The organism is Paenibacillus sp. FSL R5-0519 (assembly GCF_037974275.1).
GTDB lineage: Bacteria > Bacillota > Bacilli > Paenibacillales > Paenibacillaceae > Paenibacillus.
The window spans coordinates 4,059,290-4,082,318 of record NZ_CP150234.1 but is presented as its reverse complement, the minus strand read 5'-3'; the positions used below and the strand labels follow the sequence as shown (position 1 = coordinate 4,082,318).

Here is a 23,029-nt window from a genome sequence, read left to right as displayed (position 1 = left end):
CTCTCTCAAAGCCTCCCTTGCTGGAGGCCCTGAGGGTGTTTCCCACTGGGCTCCATAAACTTATCTGATTGAGCTTGGATCAATCTGGATAAGTGGATTGTAGTGGGATTGCTCTTGCTGTCCAACAGCCCCTGTCCCAATGGACAGGGGCTGTTGGCACGCTACTGTGGAGATAAAGGCCGGGCTGAGTTCCCGGCCTTTTGTATTAGCATTCTTTATGTGAAGATGTGCTTGACGTAGTCAGAATGAACATGATGTGAAAGGGGAGACCTGAATGGATCAACATGACGAGGATTTATATGAAGAAGCAGAACAGGATGGCCTATCCCAATTTCCGGACAACGAAGAACTTATAATTACGCGTGTAGAACGGACAAAGCACAGGCAAGCTCGTTATCGAATCACTTTTGGCATCCACTCCATAACGGTTCTTGAAGATGTAATGATTAAATACAGGATGACTCAAGGCAATTCGTTTATGAAGAAGGATCTGGAAGAAATCATTGTAGCTGACGAAAGGCAGCGGACGTATACACAATCTCTACGTTTTTTGGAGCATAAGCCGCGTACACGACATGAGTTAAGTCAGAAACTTCGTCAAAAAGAGTTTGCTGCCCCTTTAATTGAAGAGACGCTGGATCGACTTGAGCGCGAGAATTTGGTGGATGATGACCTATTTGCGAAGGAATGGACAAGACAGCGTATGGAGGGCAAGCGGAAGGGAAAACTGTGGATAAGGCAAGAGCTCCGTCAAAAGGGTATTGCCAATGATCTTATTGTTGAAGCGCTGGAAGGTGTCAGTGCGGATGCGGAATTTGAGACTGCATTGAGTGCCGGACGAAAAAAATGGAATCAGGTCAAAGGGGACGTCAAAGAGAAGAAAAATAAAACGCTTCCCTTCTTAATGAGACGTGGTTTTTCAATGGATATGGTGCGCCGGGTCGTGAATTGTTTAATTGAAGAAGATGAGGCTGAAGACGCCGAAGATGACGAAGCGTTGTTATGGGATTAGCAGACTAGAGTCTCTATACTGCATTCTCTTGACAATTTCTTTCGTCAAATACTAAAATGGAAATGAGTCTGTAAGAAATGGACAACCCTTTTTCCTTCCAAAAAAGCGGTTTCGGTTTCTTAAGATTTATACCATTCTTAATTATGGGTTCGCTGGAAACAGTGAATAGTACGTGGAAACATGTACATGTGAAATGAAAATCGGCGGGGGATCGCCGTGAGTATTCGTTATTCCCAAAAATATGTAAGGTTTGAAAACTGCAAATTGACCCAAGGAATGCCTTGGAGGAACCAACGAGGAGGTGAACAGTATGGAAATTGCAATCACGATCGCTCTCGTTGCAGCCGCGCTATTCATTGGGTTCGGAGTAGGATATTTTATTCGCAAATCTCTTGCAGAGGCTAAAATCTCTAGTGCGGAACAAGCTGCCGTACAAATCGTGGAGAACGCGAAGAAAGAGGCAGAAGCACTGAAGAAAGAAACAGTGTTGGAAGCGAAGGATGAAATCCATCGCATTCGCGCTGAAGCTGAAAAAGACACTCGTGAACGTCGGAATGAAATTCAACGACAAGAAAGACGATTGTTGCAAAAAGAAGAGTCGCTGGATAAAAAATTGGAATCACTCGAACGTAAAGAAGAGCAAGTGGCTAACAAAGAGAAACGAATTGATGAGACTCAGCAGCAGATCGAAATGATCTACAAAAACCAGGTGACAGAGTTGGAACGTATATCCAACCTCACTATGGAAGACGCACGCAGTATCATACTGTCCAACGTAGAACAGGAAGTTCGTCATGAGACGGCTCAAATGATCAAGGACATTGAACAACAAGCGAAGGAAGAAGCGGACAAAAAGTCCCGCGAGATTATTACACTCGCCATCCAACGTTGTGCGGCTGACCACGTAGCGGAAACAACGGTATCTGTTGTTACCCTGCCGAATGAAGAAATGAAAGGCCGGATTATCGGTCGTGAAGGACGTAACATCCGTGCGCTTGAAACCCTTACAGGGATTGACCTCATTATCGATGATACGCCAGAAGCTGTTATTCTGTCGGGCTTTGACCCGATTCGCCGTGAGATTGCCCGTACTGCCCTGGAGAAACTGGTGGCTGACGGACGTATTCACCCGGCACGGATTGAAGAGATGGTTGAGAAATCCCGCAAAGAAGTGGATGAGCGCATCCGTGAATACGGTGAGCAAGCTACCTTTGAAGTGGGCGTGCATGGTCTGCATCCGGATCTGATCAAAATTTTGGGCCGGTTGAAGTTCCGTACAAGTTATGGTCAGAACGTCTTGAAACATTCGATGGAAGTCGCTTATCTGGCTGGATTGATGGCTGGCGAACTCGGAGAAGACGTAACTCTGGCAAGACGTGCAGGTCTATTGCATGACATCGGTAAAGCGCTGGATCACGAAGTGGAAGGATCACACGTCGAAATTGGCGTGGAACTGGCGAAGAAATACAAAGAACATCCGGTTGTAATCAACAGTATCGCGTCCCATCACGGAGATTGCGAAGCGACTTCGGTCATTGCCATGTTGGTTGGTGCAGCAGATGCACTCTCCGCAGCAAGACCAGGCGCACGCCGCGAAACGCTGGAAACGTATATCAAACGACTGGAGAAGCTGGAAGAGATTTCGGAATCCTTCGAAGGTGTCGAGAAATCGTACGCCATTCAGGCCGGACGCGAAGTTCGTGTTATGGTACAGCCTGAGAAGATCGATGATGCTGAAGCCTTCCGTCTCGCCCGTGACATCACGAAGATGATTGAGAATGAACTCGACTATCCGGGTCACATCAAAGTCACCGTCATTCGGGAAACCCGTGCGGTTGAATACGCAAAATAGAGCAATACGGAAAAGTGGCCGCAGTAATGGGCCACTTTTCCTTTTGATAGCCCCTTAAAGTGTGCGGCCAAAAAAGAGGCTAGGCTTATTCGGCTGAATTCCATATTCGTCAAAGGCTTTTTGTATAAATACACATCTTGGAACAAGAGATAGAGTCCTGCAAAGGTTCAACATTCGAAAAAGAGAACTTTGCAGGAATTGAGGAGGCAGTAATCAGTGAAAGTTTTGTTTATTGGTGACATTGTAGGCAACGTGGGACGTAAGGCATTAAAGGAAAATTTACCGTACCTGAAATCGAAGTATAAGCCACATGTGGTGATTGTGAATGGTGAAAATGCGGCAGCAGGTCGCGGCATTACCGGGGCAATTGCAAATGAGTTTTTCAACTGGGGTGTACATGGTATTACACTTGGTAATCATACTTGGGACAATAAGGATATTTTTGATTTTATAGATGATGAGCCTCGCATGATTCGTCCAGCGAACTTTCCACCAGGCACACCAGGACGAGGATACACGGTTGTCAAAGGCGAAGGGAAAGAGCTGGCCATTGTCAATCTGCAAGGAAGAACGTTCCTGCCTGCTCTGGATTGCCCGTTCCGTGTAGCTGATGAGATTGTTGATGAGCTGCGTCAGGACTATAAATGTATTCTGGTTGATATGCATGCTGAAGCGACGTCAGAGAAAATTGCCATGGGCTGGCATCTGGATGGACGTGCGTCTCTCGTTGTAGGTACACATACACATGTACAGAGTAACGATGATCGGATTTTGCCTGGAGGAACGGCATACTTGACGGATGCGGGCATGGTAGGGCCGCGTGACGGCATATTGGGCATGGAGCGTGAGGCCGTGCTGCGCAAGTTCTACACCCAGCTCCCGGTACGTTTCGTTGTGGATGATGGCAAATGGCATTTCCATGGTGTGTTTGTTGAAATTGATGAAGCTACAGGTGCGGCAACACGCATCGAAAAAATTCGTCTGATGGAGGACGAGTGGCGCATGGAATAGGGGTATTGTCCCATTTTGCAGGGAAACCCGTCTAAAAAGAAGGAATTTTTTTGCCTCCCGCGAATAACATCTAGTAAGTGGAAACAAACTTTCAACATTCCCAGGGAGGTACTTACCATGGATGTATTAAAAGTTTCAGCAAAGTCCAATCCTAATTCTGTAGCCGGCGCTCTTGCAGGGGTTCTTCGTGAACGTGGAAATGCTGAACTGCAGGCAATTGGAGCGGGAGCACTGAACCAAGCCATTAAAGCGGTAGCGATAGCCCGGGGATTTGTAGCACCAAGCGGAGTTGACCTGATTTGTATTCCAGCTTTTACAGACATTGTGATCGACGGCGAGGACCGAACGGCCATTAAGCTGATTGTGGAGCCCAGATAATACATGCAGTATGCATTGAACCTGTTTACGATGGATGTAGACAGGTTTTTTTGCGTTTTCTTTGCAATAAAATATTGAGGAGGGTTTAAGATGTCCATGTCTGATTGGCGTGTAGCCGATTTTCACTGTGATGCACTGAGCAAAATTTTGATGCAGCCTGCTCTTTCTTTTGAAGATGCTCCAGAACTGGATGTGAATTTGCAACGCTTGAAAGAGGGGAAGGTAGGGTTGCAGGCGTTCGCCATCTATTTACCCGAAGTACTTGGCAGAGGCAAGTTTGAACATGTGATGGGGCAGTTGGAGATTTATCGTAGTCGTGTAGAGAGAAGTCAGGGGCGGCCTGGCGGCACACAGACGTTGTTATGGCGTGAACAGGTGGCTCAGGTGGGGCAAACAGAGGGTCCGTGGGGATTAATCACACTGGAGGGTGTGGATGGTCTGGAGGGCAACCTGTTCTATCTGGAGTTATGTTATCAGATGGGCGTTCGAATTATTGGACTAACGTGGAATTATGCCAATTGGGCGGCTGATGGAGTCATGGAGAAGCGTGGGGCGGGTCTGACCGAGAAAGGGAAAGAACTGGTGCGCCAGTGTAATGAAATCGGAATGCTGTTGGATGTGTCGCATCTGACGGAGAAAGGGTTCTGGGAACTGGCTGACTTGAGTAAGCGTCCTTTTATCGCCTCCCACTCCAACAGCTATAGCGTATGTCCCCATGTGCGCAATCTGAAAGATGATCAGATCCAGGCCATCATTGCCCGGGAAGGGCGGATCGGACTGACGTTTGTACCCTGGTTTGTTAAACAGGAGGGGGAAGTGCTTATCGAAGACTTGCTGCCTCATATCGAGCAGATCTGTTCTCAGGGCGGACAGAACCATCTTATGATGGGGTCTGATTTTGACGGAATCTCAACGTATATTCAGAGACTTGAACACTCGGGGCACTATCCAAGACTGACGGAAATCCTGCTCAAACATTATGATGAACATTTAGTGCGCGGCTGGTTGTGGGGGAATGCAATGAGTTATCTGAGGGAACACTTGCCAGAGGGAAATCCAAAAATAAAGGGGCTTACGTGAAATAGTAAAGTGGTGTGTGGGACAGAATGGGTTGAATAAAGCTTGTTTTCCAAATAAAGGAGGGGAATGATGGTGAAATAAGTGTATTTCATGAATTTTCACCAGTTCGTTTTCATTTCACTCCAAAAAGGGGTATAATACCATTGGATTGTTAAGAGCCTGAGTACGGGCCATAGATAAACAAGGAGTGAAATTTACAATGAGTAAAACAGTACCTGTGGGCGTATCTGCCCGTCATATTCATGTATCCCAAGAGCACGTTGAAATTTTGTTTGGCAAAGGTTATGAACTGACTGAATTTAAACCTCTGTCCCAGCCTGGCCAATACGCTGCTAACGAAACGGTAGCGGTCATTGGTTCGAAAGGACAGTTTGATAAAGTGCGTATCCTTGGACCTGTTCGTCCTGAAACGCAACTGGAGATCTCCATGACAGATTCATTTGCGATTGGTGTTAAAGCACCTGTTCGTGAATCCGGAAGCATTGAAGGTACACCAGGAATCACGATTAAAGGTCCTGCTGGCGAAGTAACGATCGATAAAGGTGTCATCGTAGCTGCTCGTCACATTCACTTCCATACTTCGGATGCTGCTAAATGGGGTATCGAGGACAAACAAATGCTGAAAGTTCGCCTCGGCGGAGATCGCGGTCTGGTACTGGAAAATGTACTGGCTCGTGTATCTGATTCTTTCGCACTGGACATGCATATTGATACGGATGAGGCTAACGCTGCTGGCGCTCGTAATGGCGACACTGCTGAAATCATCGATTAATACCATGGAATAGCTTCAGCAGCCTATTAGGGCAGCCTGAATAACGTATAAACCTGAGCACAGCCATTAAGGGGCGGTTAATTCCAGCCCTGTTGGCAAAGCTCAGGTTTTTCTGTTTTCTAAGTGTTCATTAGAGCATGGCATGTCTCGGATTAGCCGAAGGGACGTGCGGTTTGCATGTGGAACTACAGCCCAATTCATGCTATAATTTGCTGTAATGCTCTTTTAATGTTCCCGGCAAGAAATTCACTGTGGAACAGGGATGAATGAACGATTTTTTATTAATTGAGGCTGTAAGGAGTGACCGAAGGAAATGGCTAAAGACTCAAAAAAGGATTACTCCCAATATTTTGATTTCTCCGATGCCAAAGTAATTTCGCAAGATGAATTCAGCAAAAAGATAAGAATCCGGGGTCGTGAGATTAACATCAAATCGGAACCTAATCATCGTCAGGAGAAACAGCGGGGCAAGGAAGACGTTCAGGTGTTATACGAAAATGCCGTTCCCGATGAACTGAAAAACATAGGGAATGGCAAACACTATATTGTATATACGTATGGATGTCAGATGAACGAGCATGACTCAGAGACCATCAAAGGACTTCTTGAATCAATGGGATATCAGGCTACAGAGGATCGCAAAGAAGCTGATATTATCCTGCTCAATACATGTGCCATACGAGAAAATGCGGAAGATAAAGTATTTGGTGAGCTTGGTCACCTGAAAACGCTAAAACTTGAACGTCCGGGATTGTTACTTGGCGTATGCGGGTGTATGTCCCAAGAGGAAGGCGTCGTCAACCGAATCATGCAGAAGCATGGCTTTGTGGATATGATCTTTGGTACACATAATGTGCATCGACTGCCACATCTAATCCAGGAAGCGCTGTTCAGCAAAGAAATGGTTGTTGAGGTGTGGTCCAAGGAAGGCGACATTATCGAGAACCTGCCGAAAAAACGTGAGGGTATGCGCGGCTGGGTGAACATTATGTATGGTTGCGACAAGTTCTGTACATATTGCATCGTCCCGTTTACGAGGGGCAAAGAACGCAGCCGCCGTCCTGAAGATGTCATTGCCGAAGTTAGGGATTTGGCACGACAAGGCTTTAAGGAGATCACTCTGCTTGGTCAAAATGTGAATGCGTACGGCAAGGACTTCACCGACCTGAAGTACAGCTTTGGGGACTTGATGGATGCCATTCGTCAAATTGATATTCCGCGAGTGCGGTTTACAACCAGTCACCCACGTGACTTCGATGACCACTTAATTGAAGTGCTGGCCAAGGGCGGAAATCTCGTAGAGCACATTCATCTACCAGTGCAATCTGGCAGTTCGGAAGTACTTAAACGTATGAGCCGCAAGTATAGCCGGGAACACTATCTGAAACTGGCTGACAAAATTAAGAAGGCCATCCCGAATGTTGTGTTGACAACGGATATTATTGTTGGTTTTCCGGGGGAAACGGAAGAACAGTTTGAAGATACACTTTCCCTTGTCCGTGAAGTAGGGTATGATTTTGCCTATACCTTTATTTATTCCCCACGGGAAGGTACACCGGCTGCGGTGATTGAAGACAACGTACCGATGGAAGTGAAGAAGGAACGTTTGAAGCGCTTGAACGAAACGATCAACGTATATAGCCATCGAAGCAATGAAGAACAACGTGGCAAAATCGTTGAAGTGCTCGTTGAAGGTGAGAGCAAGCGGAATTCCGAAGTTCTGGCAGGACGTACGCGCAGCAACAAGCTGGTGCATTTTGAAGGACCCAAAGAGTTGATCGGTACTTTCGTACAAGTGGAAATCACCGATCCGATGACTTTTTATATTCGGGGCAACCTGCTCTCTGAGCCGGTAGCTGCCAATCAGTAATACACACACCAATAAGATGAATATTTTTTTGCACTTAGCGGGGTTGCGGCCAAGCGTAGCGAAGGTGACGGAATCGATTCTGCAGAAGCAAAGCGTTCGCCTTTGTCACCGAATTTTAAACCTTTGAACAATGTAATCAAGAAAATTCGGAGACAACAGCGATCAAAAGAACGATCCGACACCGCAGCGGTCACTCAGCAGTCAACTGAGCTTAGTGCAACATCCAGTATTCATCTTATATCATCTCATAGAATGGAGCGATTTCAGTGGCGCAGGAAGAAGTGCAGTACAACCATTACGGAATGCCTACCTACGATACGCGCAATCTGGTCATACGCGACGACATTATGGGAAAAGCCAAAGAATTGGCTGATATGCTCGGAACGAGTGAGGAAGTTAGACAGTTCCAACAGGCTGAAACCAAAATTCGTGATCATGAGCGCATCCAGCAGTTGATCGCAACGATCAAGAAGAAACAAAAAGAAATCGTTGCTTTTGAGAGCTTCAAAAATGTGGAGATGGTCAGCAAAATTGAACAGGAAATTGAAGATCTGCAAAGCGAACTGGACAGTATTCCATTGGTTACGGAATTCCAGCAGAGCCAGAGCGACATCAACTACTTGCTTCAACTCGTGATCTCTGTAATCCGGGATACGGTCTCCGAGAAAGTAAACGTGGAGGCTGGAACGGATTCACCTCCGACCAGTTGCGGTTAAATGACGGAAGGGTGCGGACGCTGTCCGCGCCCTTTTTGACGATTATAAAATTATAAGTTTTCAGCGGAGCTGAAGGATTCGATAATCGCAAGAAAAGCAACTGCTAAACCAGGAATGTGGCATCATCGATAAGGCTTCGATCAGAAGCTTTTCTTATATTGCATAACTCTTAACGTGAAGTGGCTGTCGCCAAGTACTCGGAATATCATTCCAAGCAAAGCTCCACGTTGTGGGGTTATTTTGTGTGGCGCGCTGATTTTCAAATGTTAAAGGCACATGACATCAAGAGAGCATGATACGCACAGTGAAAAAGGAGAAATGAATAATGAGCATTTTGGACAAAATGGTAGAAGACGGAGCCGAACGATTCTGGGGATTTCTCGGATGTCGATATATTAAAGGAGATGGCAAAGAAGTACAGATCGCGTTGACAGCAGGCGAACATCATACCAACTCCATGGGGATTATTCATGGGGGTGTATTAACTTCACTGATGGATCAGGCGATGGGGATGGTTGCAACAGCAGCAATGGAAGTAGATGGCTGTGTGACAACCAATCTGAATGTACATTTTCTCGCACCCATGAAACAAGGGGAATTAACGGTGACGGCTACAGTGTTACATCAAGCTGGACGCAGTGTTACGACTCAATCAGAGGTTCGTGATGCATCTGGCACGTTGGGATGCATGGCTACGGCTACCTTCCGTATAGCACGTCCGAGAACGTAAAGTATGAATCCCGCTGTTGACAAAAAATATTATTATGTCATAATGAAATTATCAAAATGAAAATAGTCGGTGGTGCCCATGAACGAAAACTACGAACACTTCAATTCAGAGAGCGACGAACAAGCAGCACGTGCTTATAGTTCCAAGAAATATCGTACCCCCGATGGAGTTCCTGCGGATATCGTTATGTTCACCTTGACCAAGCGGGAGCGCAAGACGGTGACCAAGACACTTCCCATTCGGGAATTGAAAGTGATGCTGATTAAACGCAAAGGCTGGCCTTTTGCAGGTAGATGGGCATTACCCGGTGGTTTTTGTCAGGAGAATGAATCCATTTACGGTGCAGCCAAGCGTGAGCTGATGGAAGAGACAGGTGTAGACGGTGGACATCTGGAGTACTTGAATGTATACAGTCAGCCGGGTCGTGACCCGAGGGGCTGGATTATATCTCACGCATTTTTCGCGCTAGTAGAGGAATGGATGCTGGATCAACGTCAAGCAGCAGATGATGCTGAGGACGTTGGATTGTTCACGATTCAGGAGGCGCTGCAAGAACTGGAACTTGCCTTTGATCACAGAACAATCATTGAAGATGCATATCGACGCATTCAACAGCAGATGCTGGAGACGACGATTGCTCGTCAGTTCCTGCCACGTGATTTTACATTAAGTGAATTATATCAGGTTATTCAAAGTGTAGTACCGGATTTTGAAGAACCAAACTTCATTCGCAAGATTACGTCTACCCGCAGTCGCAAAGGCATTGTGGAAGAAGTACGGGATGAAGAGGGGAACTTGGTGAGTTCCAACCAGTACTCGCAGCGTCCGGCGCAGCTATATCGTTTTACAGAACTCGTGCCACGCCTTTCCATCTACACGTAAAAAGGTGCAGATGTGTCCATTGGGTTGAATCAGGATCAACTATTTCTGAGCTAAGGGAGTGTTGACGATGAAAGCACTGATTGTGATTGATTTTACGAATGATTTTGTGACAGGTTCTTTACCTGTAGGTCAGCCGGCGGTAGAGATCGAAGAGACGATTGCAGCTGTAACCGAGGCTTATTGTAATAACAAACATGAGGTAATCATGGCCGTGGACCTGCACGAAGAAAATGATCCGTATCACCCGGAGACGGTACTTTTCCCACCTCACAACATCAGAGATACAGCGGGGAGACAGTTATATGGCCGTCTTGCCCAAGTGATGGAAGAACGGAAAAACGATATTCGGTGGATGGATAAGACGAGATATAGTGCATTCTGTGGAACCGATCTGGAACTCAGACTGCGTGCACGTGGCATTACGGATATTGCACTCATAGGGGTATGCACGGATATTTGCATATTGCATACCGCAGTGGACGCTTACAATAAAGGATTTCATATTACGGTATATGAAGATGCTGTTGCCAGCTTTAATCCGGCAGGACATGAATGGGCGCTAGGACATTTCCGTTCCAGCCTGAGTGCTTCGGTGGTTAAGGCGAGTGAGACAGTCCTTGCGTAATTTAATCGATAATTCTGTTTGGTTCTGCCTGTTAAGAACCGGATGAATGTGGTGAATGGTGTATAGAGTTTTACGGGAGACTTGTTTGTTTAATGCGGATGAACAGAATCATGAAGAATGAGTCTCCATATGTTAACCCGTGTCCTCAATTGAAATCTGGGGGCACGAGCGGAAGTCAGAGAGGATGAGACAAATGCAGACAACTAGCCTGGCTTTACATACGGATAAATATCAGATCAATATGATGTACGCCCATTGGGTGAATGGTACGCACAAGCGGAAGGCGGTATTTGAAGCCTATTTCCGTAAGCTTCCTTTTGGCAACGGATATGCGGTATTTGCCGGATTGGAACGGATTGTGAACTACATCAGCCAGCTTCGGTTTACGATGGACGACATCAAATTTTTATCCAAACAAGAGGAAAATTACGATCCGGTCTTTCTGGAAGAGTTGCTCCAGTTTTCATTTCAGGGCACGATTCATTCCATGAAGGAGGGAGCAATTGTTTTCCCTGACGAACCGCTCATTCGGGTAGAAGGCTCCATTATGGAGACACAATTGGTGGAGACGGCAATACTTAACTTCATGAATTATCAGACGTTGATTGCAACCAAGGCTTCGCGGATCAAACAGGTAGCCCAACAGGATACGTTGCTCGAATTCGGTACACGGCGTGCACAGGAAGCGGATGCGGCCATCTGGGGCGCACGTGCTTCGTATGTAGCAGGCTTCCATGCAACCTCCAACATGCTGGCCGGAGAGCGCTTCGGAATCCCAACAGCAGGTACACACGCCCATTCCTGGGTACAGAGCTTTATGAGTGAACAGGAGGCGTTTGATGTGTACGCCAAAGTGTTGCCTGATCAGGTTACATTATTGGTGGATACCTTTGACACATTGAACAGTGGAGTACCTCACGCCATCAAGACAGCCAAGAAGTTAGAGAGCCAAGGCAAAAAGATGAATGCGATTCGTCTGGACAGCGGTGACCTTGCGTACTTGTCCATTCAGGCACGTCAGATGCTGGATGAGGCTGGCCTGGATTATGTGAAAATTGTAGCATCCAATGATTTGGATGAAAACACGATTTTCAACCTGAAGGCACAAGGAGCACGAATTGATACATGGGGTGTCGGCACACAGCTGATTACCGCTTCTGACCAGCCATCTTTGGGTGGAGTGTACAAATTGGTAGAACGTGAAGTGGACGGTGCCATGCTGCCTACGATCAAAATATCGGCCAATCCTGAAAAGGTGTCCACTCCAGGTAAAAAGGAAGTGTTCCGGATCATTGATCCGAAACATGGCAAAGCGATTGCGGATTATATCTGCTATCCAGATGAAGAGCAGCCGCTCCAAGGCGGACCGCTCAAGCTATTCAACCCGCTGCACCCTTACCTGAAAAAAACCGTTACCCGCTACGAAGCGGTCAATATGCTGGAGCCGATCTTTGTGAACGGACGCAAAGTGTATGAGCTGCCTAATCTGGATGAGATTCGGGCGTATCACCGGGAACAGATGAATCTGTTCTGGCCAGAATACCAACGGAAGCTTAACCCGGAGATCTACCGTGTGAACATTAGCCCTGCGGCATGGAATATGAAGCAGAAGCTTATTGCGGAACATGTGAAATCCACAGAAGAATGATCTAAACTCAAGAATGACAATGAGGCATAACCAGATAAGAATACTGGCTTATGCCTTTTTGATGATCATGGAATGTACACGTGTTTAGCGAAGCTTGAACGATTCGATGCTTACAAAAAAATCTCAGCTAAACGTGGTCTGTCTTCAGAAAGTATGTCGATAGACATTTTTTATATGATCCGATTGTCATGGACCCGTATGTAAGAAATCTCATGGACAGACTGCCAAGGTAGCAGGCTATACTGGAAATGGTCATGCGCAATTCAAGAGGTTGTGGGGGAAAAGCAGTCATTATTTCTCGGGAAAGCGCAGGAGACGCCAAATTCTGCAACGATTGATTCAATCCCACAGCTGTAGGGGATGAAAGTAAGAGGAGGTGCAGACATGCGATGGATATTAGGACTGGTCTGGATCGCTTTTATTGCCTATGCATTGTTGTTGGCACCGGGGCAGTCACCTGGAAGTGATCCAATATTCAAAGAACTGATCACCATGCAAAGCAAAGAGCCTTGGTTACTTACTGTGTTTTCGTGGTTAGGTATTTTCCCGGCAGTGTATGCTTGTATGCTGTTAAGAACATCTGTGAAAGAACGAGGTGGCCGTGTACCGGCTTGGCCTTTTGTCTTGTTTTCTTTTGGATTAGGTGCGTTTGCGCTGCTTCCCTATTATGCTTGGTCATCATCCGCGAATAGAGCTTCGGGTTACGCAAGCTTGCATTTTGGTCGTCTGCGGGAGTCGGGAATTGCACGGGTAGCGGCCCACAAGCTGACGCATGTAGTCCTTCTGCTCTTAACGCTGGGGACAGCGTTTTATGCCATGACGCAAGGTCATCCGGATGTATATGTGGAGGCGTTCAAGCAATCATCCTTTGTACATATTATGACGATTGATTTTGTACTGTTGACCTTGCTTTCCGTGATTGCAATATACAGGGATGCCAAAGGCAGTCGACGTTCACCAGCTTGGGCCGCGGCAGGCATTATCCCTATTGTGGGTCCGCTAATCTATCTGTTGACGCTCAGGAGAGACAGAGCTTGATGATTAAGTTAAGCCTGAATGCGAACAATTCATGTGCTTAATGGAAAAAATTTAAAATCCGAAAAAGGAGTGGCGATCGATGAAAAACCATTTTAACGCATATGTTGTTCGTAAAGAAGAGCAGGGCGGAGTGAAAGCGGGTATAGAGCAACTGAAGAAGGAAGATCTTCCGAATGGAGATGTAACGGTACAGGTGCAATATTCCAGTGTCAATTATAAAGACGGACTTGCGACTCTTGAGAAGGGTGGCGTCGTTCGTGAATACCCGATGGTACCGGGAATCGATCTGGCCGGAACGGTAGAAGAGTCCGTGAGTGGACGTTTTGCACCAGGAGATCGGATAATCAGTACAGGGTTCGAACCTGGCGTATCTCATTACGGAGGGTACAGCGAGTATGCTCGTCTGCGCAGTGAATGGCTGGTGCCTCTTCCACCGGGTCTCAGTGAGAAAGAAGCCATGGCGATTGGAACGGCAGGATTTACGGCTGCACTTTCGGTAGATGCGCTGTTACAGGCTGGAGTGAAAGCGGAGATGGGCAAGATTCTGGTTACGGGTGCAACGGGTGGCGTTGGAAGTATGGCAGTTGCGATTCTGGCGAAACTTGGCTTCCAAGTAACAGCCAGCACAGGCAAGAAGGATCAGGAGGAGTCATTGCTCCGGAACTTGGGAGCTTCGGAGGTTATTACTCGTGAAGAAGCTGATGCTCCAGCTAAAGGAGCCATGGGGAAACAGCTATGGGCGGGTGTTGTTGATCCAACAGGAGGACCTGCTCTCGCGGAGCGATTGAAACAGATTCAATACGGAGGTGCGGTAGCGGTATCCGGGTTAACAGGCGGCACAGCTTTTGAATCTACGGTACTCCCGTTTATTTTGCGTGGTATCCAGCTTATTGGTATAGACTCTGTATTTTGCCCAATGGAACGTCGGGAACGGCTGTGGGAACTGCTTGGGGGAGAATGGAAACCGGAGCGCGCGCTGGAACTGGGAATCCGGGAAATTTCGCTAGACCAGTTGCCGCATACGCTTGAGACGATACTCCAAGGTGGTGCAGTAGGCCGGACTGTGGTCAATACAATATCAGATCTGCCATCTGCATAAGTTTCCAAGTCCTAAGACATGCTAATTCTACCTGATTGGGTCACAGTACATGTGGCTGGAAAGGAAGGATTGGCATGTGTTTTGGTAGAAAAGGCCGAAGTCTGGTTGGAAGGACAATGAAGTCGTTGCTTATAGGTGGTGTGTTGATCACAAGTGTCTGGTCCCTGGTGGCTTGTTCGGCATCATCCATTGAGCAGGAGCGGAAGGTCTACACCCGCGAAGCGACAGATGAAGGAAATATGCGTGCACAGAGTCAAGGACACGGATTAAACGGTGAATTGGTGAGTGAGATCAGTAAGAGTTTTGAAGCCAAAGGCATCCAGCTGATGAATAATATGTTTGAAGAAGATGGCCATGGTGGGATCTCTTATATGTATTTGTTGAATGGAAGTAGCAGACACATTGTGAAAGTTCATATTTTTAGTGATGCAGCAACCCGGGCTGCCAGCATGAAACAAATGTATAGTGAGAATCGTGATGAGGCTGTCTTGGAGAATGCGCTTGGCCGAACAACGATTCGCAGCAAAGGATACGTCTCACTCGTGTATACAGCTTCGGGTGGGGAAAAGGACAAGTATGAACAGGATGTTATGCAGGTGTTCCAACATGTGCTGGGGCAACTAAAGTAAGTAAAGGGAGGTATCCTTAGGACCTTACCGTACAGCTGAAAATAAACCTGAAAAACCCGTCTGATCTTTCAGACGGGTTTATATATTTCACGCATGACATGCCGCAATTCGGGCAAAATGAGTTTTTCCATGGCCAATTTGACGGCACCTCTGGAACCCGGCATGGAGAATACCGCAGTGCGTCCAATCGTACCAGCGACGGCTCTGCTCAGGATGGCAGCTGAACCGATATCTTCGGTGTAACTGAGAAATCGGAAGATTTCACCGAAACCTGGAAGTTCCTTGTCGAGCAATGAGGATACCGCTTCGTAGGTCGTATCTCGGGGGGCAATTCCTGTTCCGCCGCTAAGCAGCACGGCTTCAATATCATCACGAACAGCTGCATCCTGCAGGATGCTTCGAATGTTCTCCGTTTCATCTGGTGTAATGATGTATTCAACAATCTGATACCCTGCTTCATTCAGAAGCTGGTGCATGAGCTGGCCACTGGTGTCCGTGTCTTTGGTGCGCGTGTCTGACACTGTAACAATCATGCACGATACCGTGGTCGGCGCTTCCTGGCGATGTTGTTCCACTGAATTAGTCATGAAACTTCCTCCTTCAATCAACATGTCCTCATAGCATAGACCATCCGTTAGCATCAGGCAATGTACTGGGGAAGAATTGAACATGATTGCATAACGAATGCGGGATGGTGTACACTCGCTAGATACAGATAGATCAGGTTACAAGAAGGACAATCAGAGAGGTGTATACGCATGAATGAAACAATTTTAAAAGAACAATCCATACCTGTATATATACTGTCAGGTTTTTTGGGGAGTGGCAAAACAACACTGCTTGTTCAGTTGATCGAACATTGGCAACAACAGGGTTTGCGTCCCGCAGTGGTTATGAATGAGTTAGGCGAAGTCAATCTGGATGGTCAGATTGTGGATTCCACCGTTCCCATGACAGAGATGTTAGGTGGGTGTATCTGTTGTACCGTACGTGGTGACTTGGGATTGCAACTTGCCGATCTCGTTCAGGAGGAATCACCGGATGTGATCGTTATTGAAGCAACCGGTGCGGCGAATCCAATGGAGATTCTGGATGCGGTAACGGAGACCTCGCTCTACATGCGACTGGAACTGAAAAGTCTCATCACGGTTGTGGATGCAGCACATCTATCTGGTCTGTATCAGGAGCAGAAGGGGCAGACCTTTAAACTGATGCAGGAGCAGATTCGCTGCGCGTCTGTGCTTCTCTTGAACAAAACGGATCGGGTGAGTGCGCAGGAGCTGAAGGATCTGGAACAGCTCTTGGCAAAATGGAATGGCTTCGCACCTGTAATCCCTACAGTCAAATGTGAGGTGGACATGGATCTGTTGCTTCGCAGTGGGGCAGACGTGCATGTGCATGATTCAACTTCTGAAGCAGATAAGCCGGCTCACCATGAGCACACGGAAACCTGTGGTACACATGGCTGTAATCATGGACATGAACATCAGACGGTTCAAGGAGATGCTACGAATAATGACGCATCCTATAGCCATGTTCATGACCACAGTCACGAGCATGCTGCTCCTCATGCCTCACACGAACATGTCATGGTATACACTCATTATTTCAGTAAACCGGTGAACAGCGAGGCGTTTGAACAATTTGTATCCGCATTGCCACGTGATGTGTATCGAGCAAAAGGCATTTTATCATTTAGTGACACGGCGAGCCGCTTCTGGTTCCAGTATGCCTACCGTGAATCGGATTACATGAAGATCACACCTCAGGGAAATGTCCCTAATGTTGCTGTGTTTATAGGTGAACATTTTGACCAAACTGTCATTCGTGACCAATTACTGGAATTGGAAGCGATAAAGTAAGTTAGATGATTCAATATTCCTCCCAACTGGGTATTAAGAAGCATAGCAAACTTTGCCTGGGAGGTAACTTTAAATGACACAACAACAATATCAACAATGTATCGATGCTTGCCTGGAGTGCATGAATGCTTGCAACGTATGTTACATATCGAGTCTGAAAGAATATGATCTGGCGATGCTGCGTGATTGTATCCGTTTGAATCGGGAATGTGCGGAGATCTGCAGTTTTGCTGCACAAGCGATGACACGTGGAAGTGATTTCATTGCTGAAATATGCGAATTGTGTGTGAAAGCTTGTGAAGCTTGCGCCGCAGAGTGTGGCAAACACAACCACGATCACTGCCAAGCATGTGCAGAGGCTTGCCGCAGATGTGCAGAAGCTTGCCGGTTAATGGCAGCAGTAGCGTAATTACTATATCACTGGAACATATAAATAAAACCGATAATGACCTTGGTCCCCTAAGGGAAGGTAGTGAAACACAGGCATCTGAGACGATATGCCTATGTGTTGCCTTTCAGTAGGGGATTTTTAATGCAGGTTGCCAAGTCTAAACGTGGTATGTATAATGATGGGAATGAATTGAAACGAAGAATATCCATGATCGGGAGAGTAGCCAGACCCATACATGACAGCGAGCCGGGAGAGGTGGAAGCCGGTATGACATGACCTGTGTGAACCGCACCCGTGAGATGGTTATCCGAAAAGATGTACGTATCCCGATTGGGGATAGGCCAGATCTGTCTGAGGGTAACTCGGCTTGCGACCGTTATACGCATCGAGCGGAACAGGTTCTACAGGTATGCATGTTGATGCATATGAAGAGCAGCCTGTTCACTTAGAGTGGTACCGCGGGAACTGTTAAGTCAGCTCTCGTCTCTTATGTAGAGACGGGAGCTTTTTTGTGTTTAATTTCAGCCACTAATGAATGGATAAGGAGTGTTTGACATGTTGATGAAGCAGGCTGCGGCCGATATTGCGCCTTTAACGGGATTGACTGAAGAAGAAGTTATGAGATTACTGGAGGTTCCACCACAAGCGGAGATGGGGGATGCAGCATTCCCTTGTTTTGCATTGGCGAAGTCATTAAAAAAAGCACCGGCAGTCATTGCGATCGAGCTCGCAACGGGATTGCAGGCATCTGGAATTGAAGCGACTCCGGCCGGGCCGTATGTAAATATCCGCTTTAATCGGGAGGAGCTCGCGCCGAATCTGCTAAAAGAACTGGGAGATGCCGCATTCGGTAAGCTTCAGCTTGGTCAGGGTTCGCGTGTCGTGATTGATATGTCTTCTCCTAACATCGCGAAACCCTTTGGTATCGGACATTTGCGTTCTACTGTCATTGGTGCAGCACTGTATCGGTTGTATAACGAAGCGGGTTATACCTCTGTAAGTGTGAATCATCTGGGAGACTGGGGAACCCAGTTTGGCAAGCAGATCGCAGCGTACAAACGGTGGGGCAATGAAGAAGCTTTGCAGGCAGACCCGATCCGTACGTCCCTGGAACTGTATGTGCGCTTTCACGATGAGGCGGAGAGCGATCCTTCTCTGGAGATTGAGGCACGGGACTGGTTCCGCAAGCTGGAGCAAGGGGATGAAGAAGCACAGCGGTTATGGGCGTTCTTTGTGGAAGTCAGCATGAAGGAATTCAACAGGATGTATAAACGTCTGAATGTCCAGTTCGACCATACGTTGGGGGAGAGCTTTTACAATGACAAGATGGGCGCGGTGGTTGAAGAACTCAAGGCGAAAGGTTTACTTGAAGAAAGTGATGGAGCACTCGTGGTACGTCTGGAGGACGAGAACATGCCCCCTTGCCTGATTATCAAAAAAGACGGAACCACCATCTATCCTACACGGGACTTGGCTACGGCGGTGTATCGTCATGAGGTGATGAAGGCAGATCGCTTGTTATACGTGGTCGGAGGCGAGCAGAAGCTGCATTTCCGGCAGGTATTTGCGGTCCTTTCCCGGATGGGGCATGAATGGTCTGCGAAATGTGAACATATCCCGTTTGGATTAATGCGTTTTGAGGGACGGAAAATGTCTACACGTCGCGGTAAAGTGGTTTTCTTGCAGGAAGTGTTGGATGAGGCAGTCGCTCGTGCCTTGCAGATTATTCAGGAGAAAAACCCGAATCTGGAGAACCCTCAGAAGGTAGCCGAGGCTGTTGGTGTAGGTGCTATTATCTTCGGTGATCTCCGCAATAATCGGTTAAACGATGTGGACTTCTCCCTGGAAGATGCGGTGAGTTTTGAAGGAGAGACCGGACCTTATGTGCAATATACCCATGCCCGGATTCAAAGTGTGCTTGCCAAGGCAGAAGAGGCGATACGTGTAGAAAATGAAAACCATCTGACTAACCCCAGCTTTGCGGATGGTGAGAATGAAACAGTGACCAGTTCATCCGGTATCGGAGATACCGCTTGGGCATTGCTGAAACTGCTCGGTGAATATCCCGAATATCTGGTAAAAGCAATTCATCGGAATGAGCCTTCGGTCATTGCGAAATATACAATAGATGTCGCTCAAGCGTTCAACCGCTTCTATCACGCCGAACGGATTGCGGATGCACCATCTGATGTAAGATCCTTCCGGGTTGCATTGGCCAAACGGACTGCCGAACGCCTCGCGTACAGTTTACATTTGCTAGGTGTGCAAGCTCCAGAACGGATGTGATCCCAATGACATGGAGTACACGTGGTCTTTTCAGGAAGTCGAATCAAGCTTCACCAGACTCATCAGTCCGAGGTATGTTGCTTCAACAAGTGAGCAAACGATTAGGTCATGCTCAGGTACTGGATCAAATTAATCTGGAAGTAAAACAGGGCGAATGCGCTGTGATTGTTGGCAGAAATGGCTCGGGCAAAAGCACATTGCTTCGTATGATGGCGGGTATTCTGTTACCTGACAAAGGATCGATTCATCGCACATTGAATGGTTCTGCAAAGTATGCAGTAGATGGCCTGCCACGTGTACCCTTTACATCTAGGGAGTACTTGTGGGAGATGGGACGGATTCGGGGCATTCGCCCCGAAGAACTACGTGGGCGGATAAGAGAACTTAGCGAACTTTTATATCTGGATACCGCGATCGATCTGAAGTTACTCCTATTGTCCAAGGGCACATTGCAAAAAGTAAATTTGATTCAGGCCCTGTTAGCTGGACCGGGTGGTCTTTTGTTGCTGGATGAACCGTTATCAGGCTTGGATATTCCAGCGCAAGAGGCAGTCGTATCCCTATTGGGGGAATGGAAGGATGAAGGGACATGCATTGTTACAGCTTGTCATGAACCCTTGCTTATTGAACGTTTGGCGAACCAGGTAATTGTATTGAAGAAAGGCAGTGTGCTCCGCTACTGGAATCGTGAGGATATACTGCAAGCTGGCGAACCGGTTGTATGTATTCAAAGTCTGGCTCCTGCTGGAGAGGATCTGGCTAACGATCCATCCATTTCACATCAACCGGGAGTGTTGTCTTTAGATCGTGATACAAGCTTGGGGAACGCAAAATCTTGGTTGTGGGATTGGAAAGTGGTTCAACAATCCACAGATGATGTTCTCCGAATGATTCTGGCTTCCAGAGGTTCGGTAGTGTCTGTACAACAGGAGGAAAGTCAATTACATATGGAAAGTCTGCTGGAAGGACAACATCCAGCTGTACATGCGAGTCGTGGAGGTGTCACAGAATCTGTGGACTTAAGCTCTTCCATGGATGGTGCGGGGGGGAAAGCCGAATGATCTATCTGACCCGATATTTGTTAAGGCATCACATTCGCTCACAGAAATATTTTGCACCCGTTATCTTTTATATCATCGCCATGTTGCTGATCTATTCCTACAAACCCAACCCAATTGCGGACAGTTACAGTGTCACGGCTATGTTGTTATTTCTGGCAGCAGCTTGGCATGGAGTCATGGTAATGAATACCGAACCCGCGAAGCAGTTTCAATTACTGGTCCTTCATGCAGGAAGCAGGCGTAAGGTTGTAACAAGTCAACTCATCTGTGCCTGGATTATGCAATTCATGCTCATCGCAATTACTGTGCTATATCCCGTGTTCGCTGGAATGTTTGAAAGACAACCTACAGGTGAGGAGTGGATGATGACCTGGTTAGGACATCTGGGATTATCTATGCTGGGATTGGGCATCAGTGTATTCTTTCAAAAATCGTACATTCCCTTGCTTAGTCGCAGTATGCCTGCCCTCATTATTGTATTATTACTATCGTTTATCCAAGGTTCGTTGAGTGAACGTTTGCCTGAATCGTTAGAATGGCTTGGCCGCATACTTCCACCAGCCTTTTATCTGATTCGTGAGATGATGTTATTTGATGAATCAATGATAGACTCGTTTGTTTCGGTTATTCTTTGGACTGTGCTCTACGCAATGGGGTTACTGATTATCCATGTGTGGCTGTCCGGAAGAAGAGATCTGCGGGGTTAGAAGACGCGCTTCCTGATAACTTGAATGTTGCTCTTGGTTTGGTTAGGATAGAGGGACATGGAATGGATAACATCGTACGGTTGAAGGAGGCGCTCGCATATGCAAAATACAGATATCCAGAATGGTGACATGCTGGACAGCGAACACTCCAGGGAATTGTTTGCCTATTACGGATTGGCCGTGTACTACGGGCAGGCGCTTGAACAGCAGCTGGTCAATCTGATTTTATTAATGAAAATGTCTCAGGGCAAAGCCGTGTCTGAAGAGGATCTGGAAGATCTGTACGAACGAAAGATGAGCAGTTCACTGGGGCAGCTCATTCACGAAGTACGTCATCATTTTACATTCTCTGAAGAAGAGACTCGCCAGTTGAATGAATTATGGCAGCAACGTAACCGTATCGTACATCATTATTTCAAGGAACGCATTCATGAGACATTCAGTCCGGAAGGACGTTCACGCATGATTAAGGAATTGGAGGATTTCAAAGACCGTGCACAGGAGTTGGAGATCCGTCTTCAGCAATATACGGGTGCCTGGATTGCAGAGCTTGGTCTGGATGCGGAATCCGCAGCAGCTCTGCAAACGCTGGAGCGTATGCATACCGAGAGTATGCAAGCAAGGGCTTTGGAAGAGGATGAATGACAAGTAAACGGATAACGAAACGCTGGATATTAATGACGGTTCTGGCTGTAGTATTGATGGGAATCCTGTGGACTGTGGTTACGGCAGTACGAATATCTGCATATACGGATGAGGATTCGTCCAGGATATCGGACGCAGCCATCATTCTGGGTGCAGCCGTGGAGGGGGATAACCCCTCACCTGTATTTCGTGAACGTATCGAACACGGGATTAAATTATACCGTCAGGGTACAGTTCGTAATTTGCTTTTCACAGGTGGATCAAGTGGTGATGGAGAACACACGGAAGCTGAAGTGGGTCAGAGGTATGCCATTGCACATGGAGTAGATCCTGCGGACATTCGCATAGAGACCACATCCAGAATAACCGAGGAGAATCTAGTCCTTTCCATTCCAATTGGTGAACAGGCCGGTTATCACACCTATACAATTGTGAGTGATCCGCTGCATATGAAACGGGCCATGAAGCTGGCTGTCGGGCTGGGCATGGATGCCGTACCCTCTCCGACACGAACAACGGCTTATCGAACCTGGCGCAGCAAGTTTCCTTTTCTCGCAAGAGAGACCGTAATGTACATGGGATATACGATCAAAGGGTGGATAGACAATCCGCAGCAGCAGTGAGAGCTGCACGCGGATTGTTTTTGTCTGGGGGAAATAAGCAGTAAAGGAACATGGCTCCTGATGAAACTAAAAAAACCGATCTACACCGCAATCCCCTAAGGTAGCTGTGTAG

25 protein-coding genes are annotated in these 23,029 nt (G+C 47.1%); 24 read left to right on the top strand and 1 reads right to left on the bottom strand.

Annotated features, from left to right (window positions below; all coding sequences use genetic code 11):
• The first annotated feature begins 274 nt into the window (after positions 1-274).
• The 15 genes from MKY73_RS18285 (at position 275) to MKY73_RS18215 (ending at position 15,342) form a co-directional block, all read left to right on the top strand.
• Positions 275-1,012 carry a regulatory protein RecX gene (locus tag MKY73_RS18285; protein ID WP_339302955.1) on the top strand — a complete coding sequence of 246 codons (738 nt, stop codon included), beginning with the start codon at positions 275-277 and terminating at the stop codon, positions 1,010-1,012.
• A gap of 310 nt (positions 1,013-1,322) precedes the next feature.
• On the top strand, positions 1,323-2,864 hold the full coding sequence (gene rny, locus MKY73_RS18280; protein WP_036670418.1) for a ribonuclease Y: 1,542 nt from the start codon (positions 1,323-1,325) through the stop codon (positions 2,862-2,864).
• Positions 2,865-3,080: 216 nt separating this feature from the next.
• Positions 3,081-3,875, top strand: a complete 795-nt coding sequence (locus MKY73_RS18275; RefSeq protein WP_145146946.1) for a TIGR00282 family metallophosphoesterase — start codon at positions 3,081-3,083, stop codon at positions 3,873-3,875.
• 117 nt (positions 3,876-3,992) lie between these two features.
• Entirely contained in the window at positions 3,993-4,253 is a 261-nt protein-coding gene (locus MKY73_RS18270; protein ID WP_007430104.1) for a stage V sporulation protein S, read from the top strand.
• Between the two features lie 90 nt (positions 4,254-4,343).
• Positions 4,344-5,333: a dipeptidase gene (locus MKY73_RS18265; protein WP_339302954.1), complete on the top strand. Its 990-nt coding sequence runs from the start codon at positions 4,344-4,346 to the stop codon at positions 5,331-5,333.
• A gap of 199 nt (positions 5,334-5,532) precedes the next feature.
• Entirely contained in the window at positions 5,533-6,105 is a 573-nt protein-coding gene (locus MKY73_RS18260; protein WP_017689107.1) for a phosphate propanoyltransferase, read from the top strand.
• Positions 6,106-6,418: 313 nt separating this feature from the next.
• Positions 6,419-7,975, top strand: a complete 1,557-nt coding sequence (gene miaB / locus MKY73_RS18255) for a tRNA (N6-isopentenyl adenosine(37)-C2)-methylthiotransferase MiaB (protein WP_339302953.1) — start codon at positions 6,419-6,421, stop codon at positions 7,973-7,975.
• Between the two features lie 266 nt (positions 7,976-8,241).
• Positions 8,242-8,691 (top strand): YlbF family regulator, encoded by a 450-nt coding sequence (locus MKY73_RS18250; RefSeq protein ID WP_036609251.1) that lies wholly within the window; start codon positions 8,242-8,244, stop codon positions 8,689-8,691.
• Positions 8,692-9,016: 325 nt separating this feature from the next.
• Positions 9,017-9,421: a PaaI family thioesterase gene (locus MKY73_RS18245; protein ID WP_339241680.1), complete on the top strand. Its 405-nt coding sequence runs from the start codon at positions 9,017-9,019 to the stop codon at positions 9,419-9,421.
• A 78-nt stretch (positions 9,422-9,499) separates the two neighbouring features.
• Positions 9,500-10,303, top strand: coding sequence for an NUDIX domain-containing protein (locus MKY73_RS18240; RefSeq protein WP_339241682.1), 804 nt, complete (start codon positions 9,500-9,502; stop codon positions 10,301-10,303).
• A gap of 67 nt (positions 10,304-10,370) precedes the next feature.
• The gene (locus MKY73_RS18235; RefSeq protein WP_339302952.1) at positions 10,371-10,928 is read left to right on the top strand and encodes an isochorismatase family cysteine hydrolase; all 558 of its coding nucleotides are present in this window, start codon (positions 10,371-10,373) and stop codon (positions 10,926-10,928) included.
• A 193-nt stretch (positions 10,929-11,121) separates the two neighbouring features.
• Positions 11,122-12,576, top strand: a complete 1,455-nt coding sequence (locus MKY73_RS18230; protein WP_091017227.1) for a nicotinate phosphoribosyltransferase — start codon at positions 11,122-11,124, stop codon at positions 12,574-12,576.
• Positions 12,577-12,960: 384 nt separating this feature from the next.
• Positions 12,961-13,614 carry a hypothetical protein gene (locus MKY73_RS18225; RefSeq protein ID WP_339302951.1) on the top strand — a complete coding sequence of 218 codons (654 nt, stop codon included), beginning with the start codon at positions 12,961-12,963 and terminating at the stop codon, positions 13,612-13,614.
• A gap of 79 nt (positions 13,615-13,693) precedes the next feature.
• A complete protein-coding gene (locus MKY73_RS18220) occupies positions 13,694-14,713 on the top strand; it encodes an oxidoreductase (protein ID WP_339302950.1) in 1,020 nt (339 codons plus the stop codon).
• A 74-nt stretch (positions 14,714-14,787) separates the two neighbouring features.
• On the top strand, positions 14,788-15,342 hold the full coding sequence (locus MKY73_RS18215) for a hypothetical protein (RefSeq protein ID WP_339302949.1): 555 nt from the start codon (positions 14,788-14,790) through the stop codon (positions 15,340-15,342).
• A gap of 68 nt (positions 15,343-15,410) precedes the next feature.
• Here MKY73_RS18215 and MKY73_RS18210 read toward each other — a convergent pair whose 3' ends face one another.
• The gene (locus tag MKY73_RS18210) at positions 15,411-15,929 is read right to left on the bottom strand and encodes a molybdenum cofactor biosynthesis protein B (RefSeq protein WP_339302948.1); all 519 of its coding nucleotides are present in this window, start codon (positions 15,927-15,929) and stop codon (positions 15,411-15,413) included.
• 171 nt (positions 15,930-16,100) lie between these two features.
• Here MKY73_RS18210 and MKY73_RS18205 point away from each other — a divergent pair, with 171 nt between their 5' ends.
• The 9 genes from MKY73_RS18205 (at position 16,101) to MKY73_RS18165 (ending at position 22,917) form a co-directional block, all read left to right on the top strand.
• The gene (locus MKY73_RS18205; protein ID WP_339302947.1) at positions 16,101-17,204 is read left to right on the top strand and encodes a GTP-binding protein; all 1,104 of its coding nucleotides are present in this window, start codon (positions 16,101-16,103) and stop codon (positions 17,202-17,204) included.
• 73 nt (positions 17,205-17,277) lie between these two features.
• Complete coding sequence (locus tag MKY73_RS18200; RefSeq protein ID WP_253433942.1) at positions 17,278-17,613, top strand: four-helix bundle copper-binding protein; 336 nt, start codon at positions 17,278-17,280, stop codon at positions 17,611-17,613.
• Positions 17,614-17,736: 123 nt separating this feature from the next.
• Positions 17,737-17,871, top strand: coding sequence for a hypothetical protein (locus MKY73_RS18195; protein WP_339302946.1), 135 nt, complete (start codon positions 17,737-17,739; stop codon positions 17,869-17,871).
• Positions 17,868-18,044 (top strand): hypothetical protein, encoded by a 177-nt coding sequence (locus tag MKY73_RS18190; protein ID WP_339302945.1) that lies wholly within the window; start codon positions 17,868-17,870, stop codon positions 18,042-18,044. The genes MKY73_RS18195 and MKY73_RS18190 overlap by 4 nt, the downstream gene beginning before the upstream one ends.
• A gap of 106 nt (positions 18,045-18,150) precedes the next feature.
• The gene (gene argS / locus MKY73_RS18185; protein ID WP_339302944.1) at positions 18,151-19,881 is read left to right on the top strand and encodes an arginine--tRNA ligase; all 1,731 of its coding nucleotides are present in this window, start codon (positions 18,151-18,153) and stop codon (positions 19,879-19,881) included.
• 5 nt (positions 19,882-19,886) lie between these two features.
• On the top strand, positions 19,887-20,942 hold the full coding sequence (locus MKY73_RS18180) for an ATP-binding cassette domain-containing protein (RefSeq protein ID WP_339302943.1): 1,056 nt from the start codon (positions 19,887-19,889) through the stop codon (positions 20,940-20,942).
• Positions 20,939-21,649, top strand: a complete 711-nt coding sequence (locus MKY73_RS18175) for a hypothetical protein (protein ID WP_339302942.1) — start codon at positions 20,939-20,941, stop codon at positions 21,647-21,649. Before MKY73_RS18180 ends, MKY73_RS18175 begins: the two co-directional genes overlap by 4 nt.
• Before the next feature lie 99 nt (positions 21,650-21,748).
• A complete protein-coding gene (locus tag MKY73_RS18170; RefSeq protein ID WP_053061520.1) occupies positions 21,749-22,294 on the top strand; it encodes a hypothetical protein in 546 nt (181 codons plus the stop codon).
• Positions 22,291-22,917, top strand: a complete 627-nt coding sequence (locus MKY73_RS18165) for a YdcF family protein (RefSeq protein WP_339302941.1) — start codon at positions 22,291-22,293, stop codon at positions 22,915-22,917. Before MKY73_RS18170 ends, MKY73_RS18165 begins: the two co-directional genes overlap by 4 nt.
• Positions 22,918-23,029 lie beyond the last annotated feature (112 nt).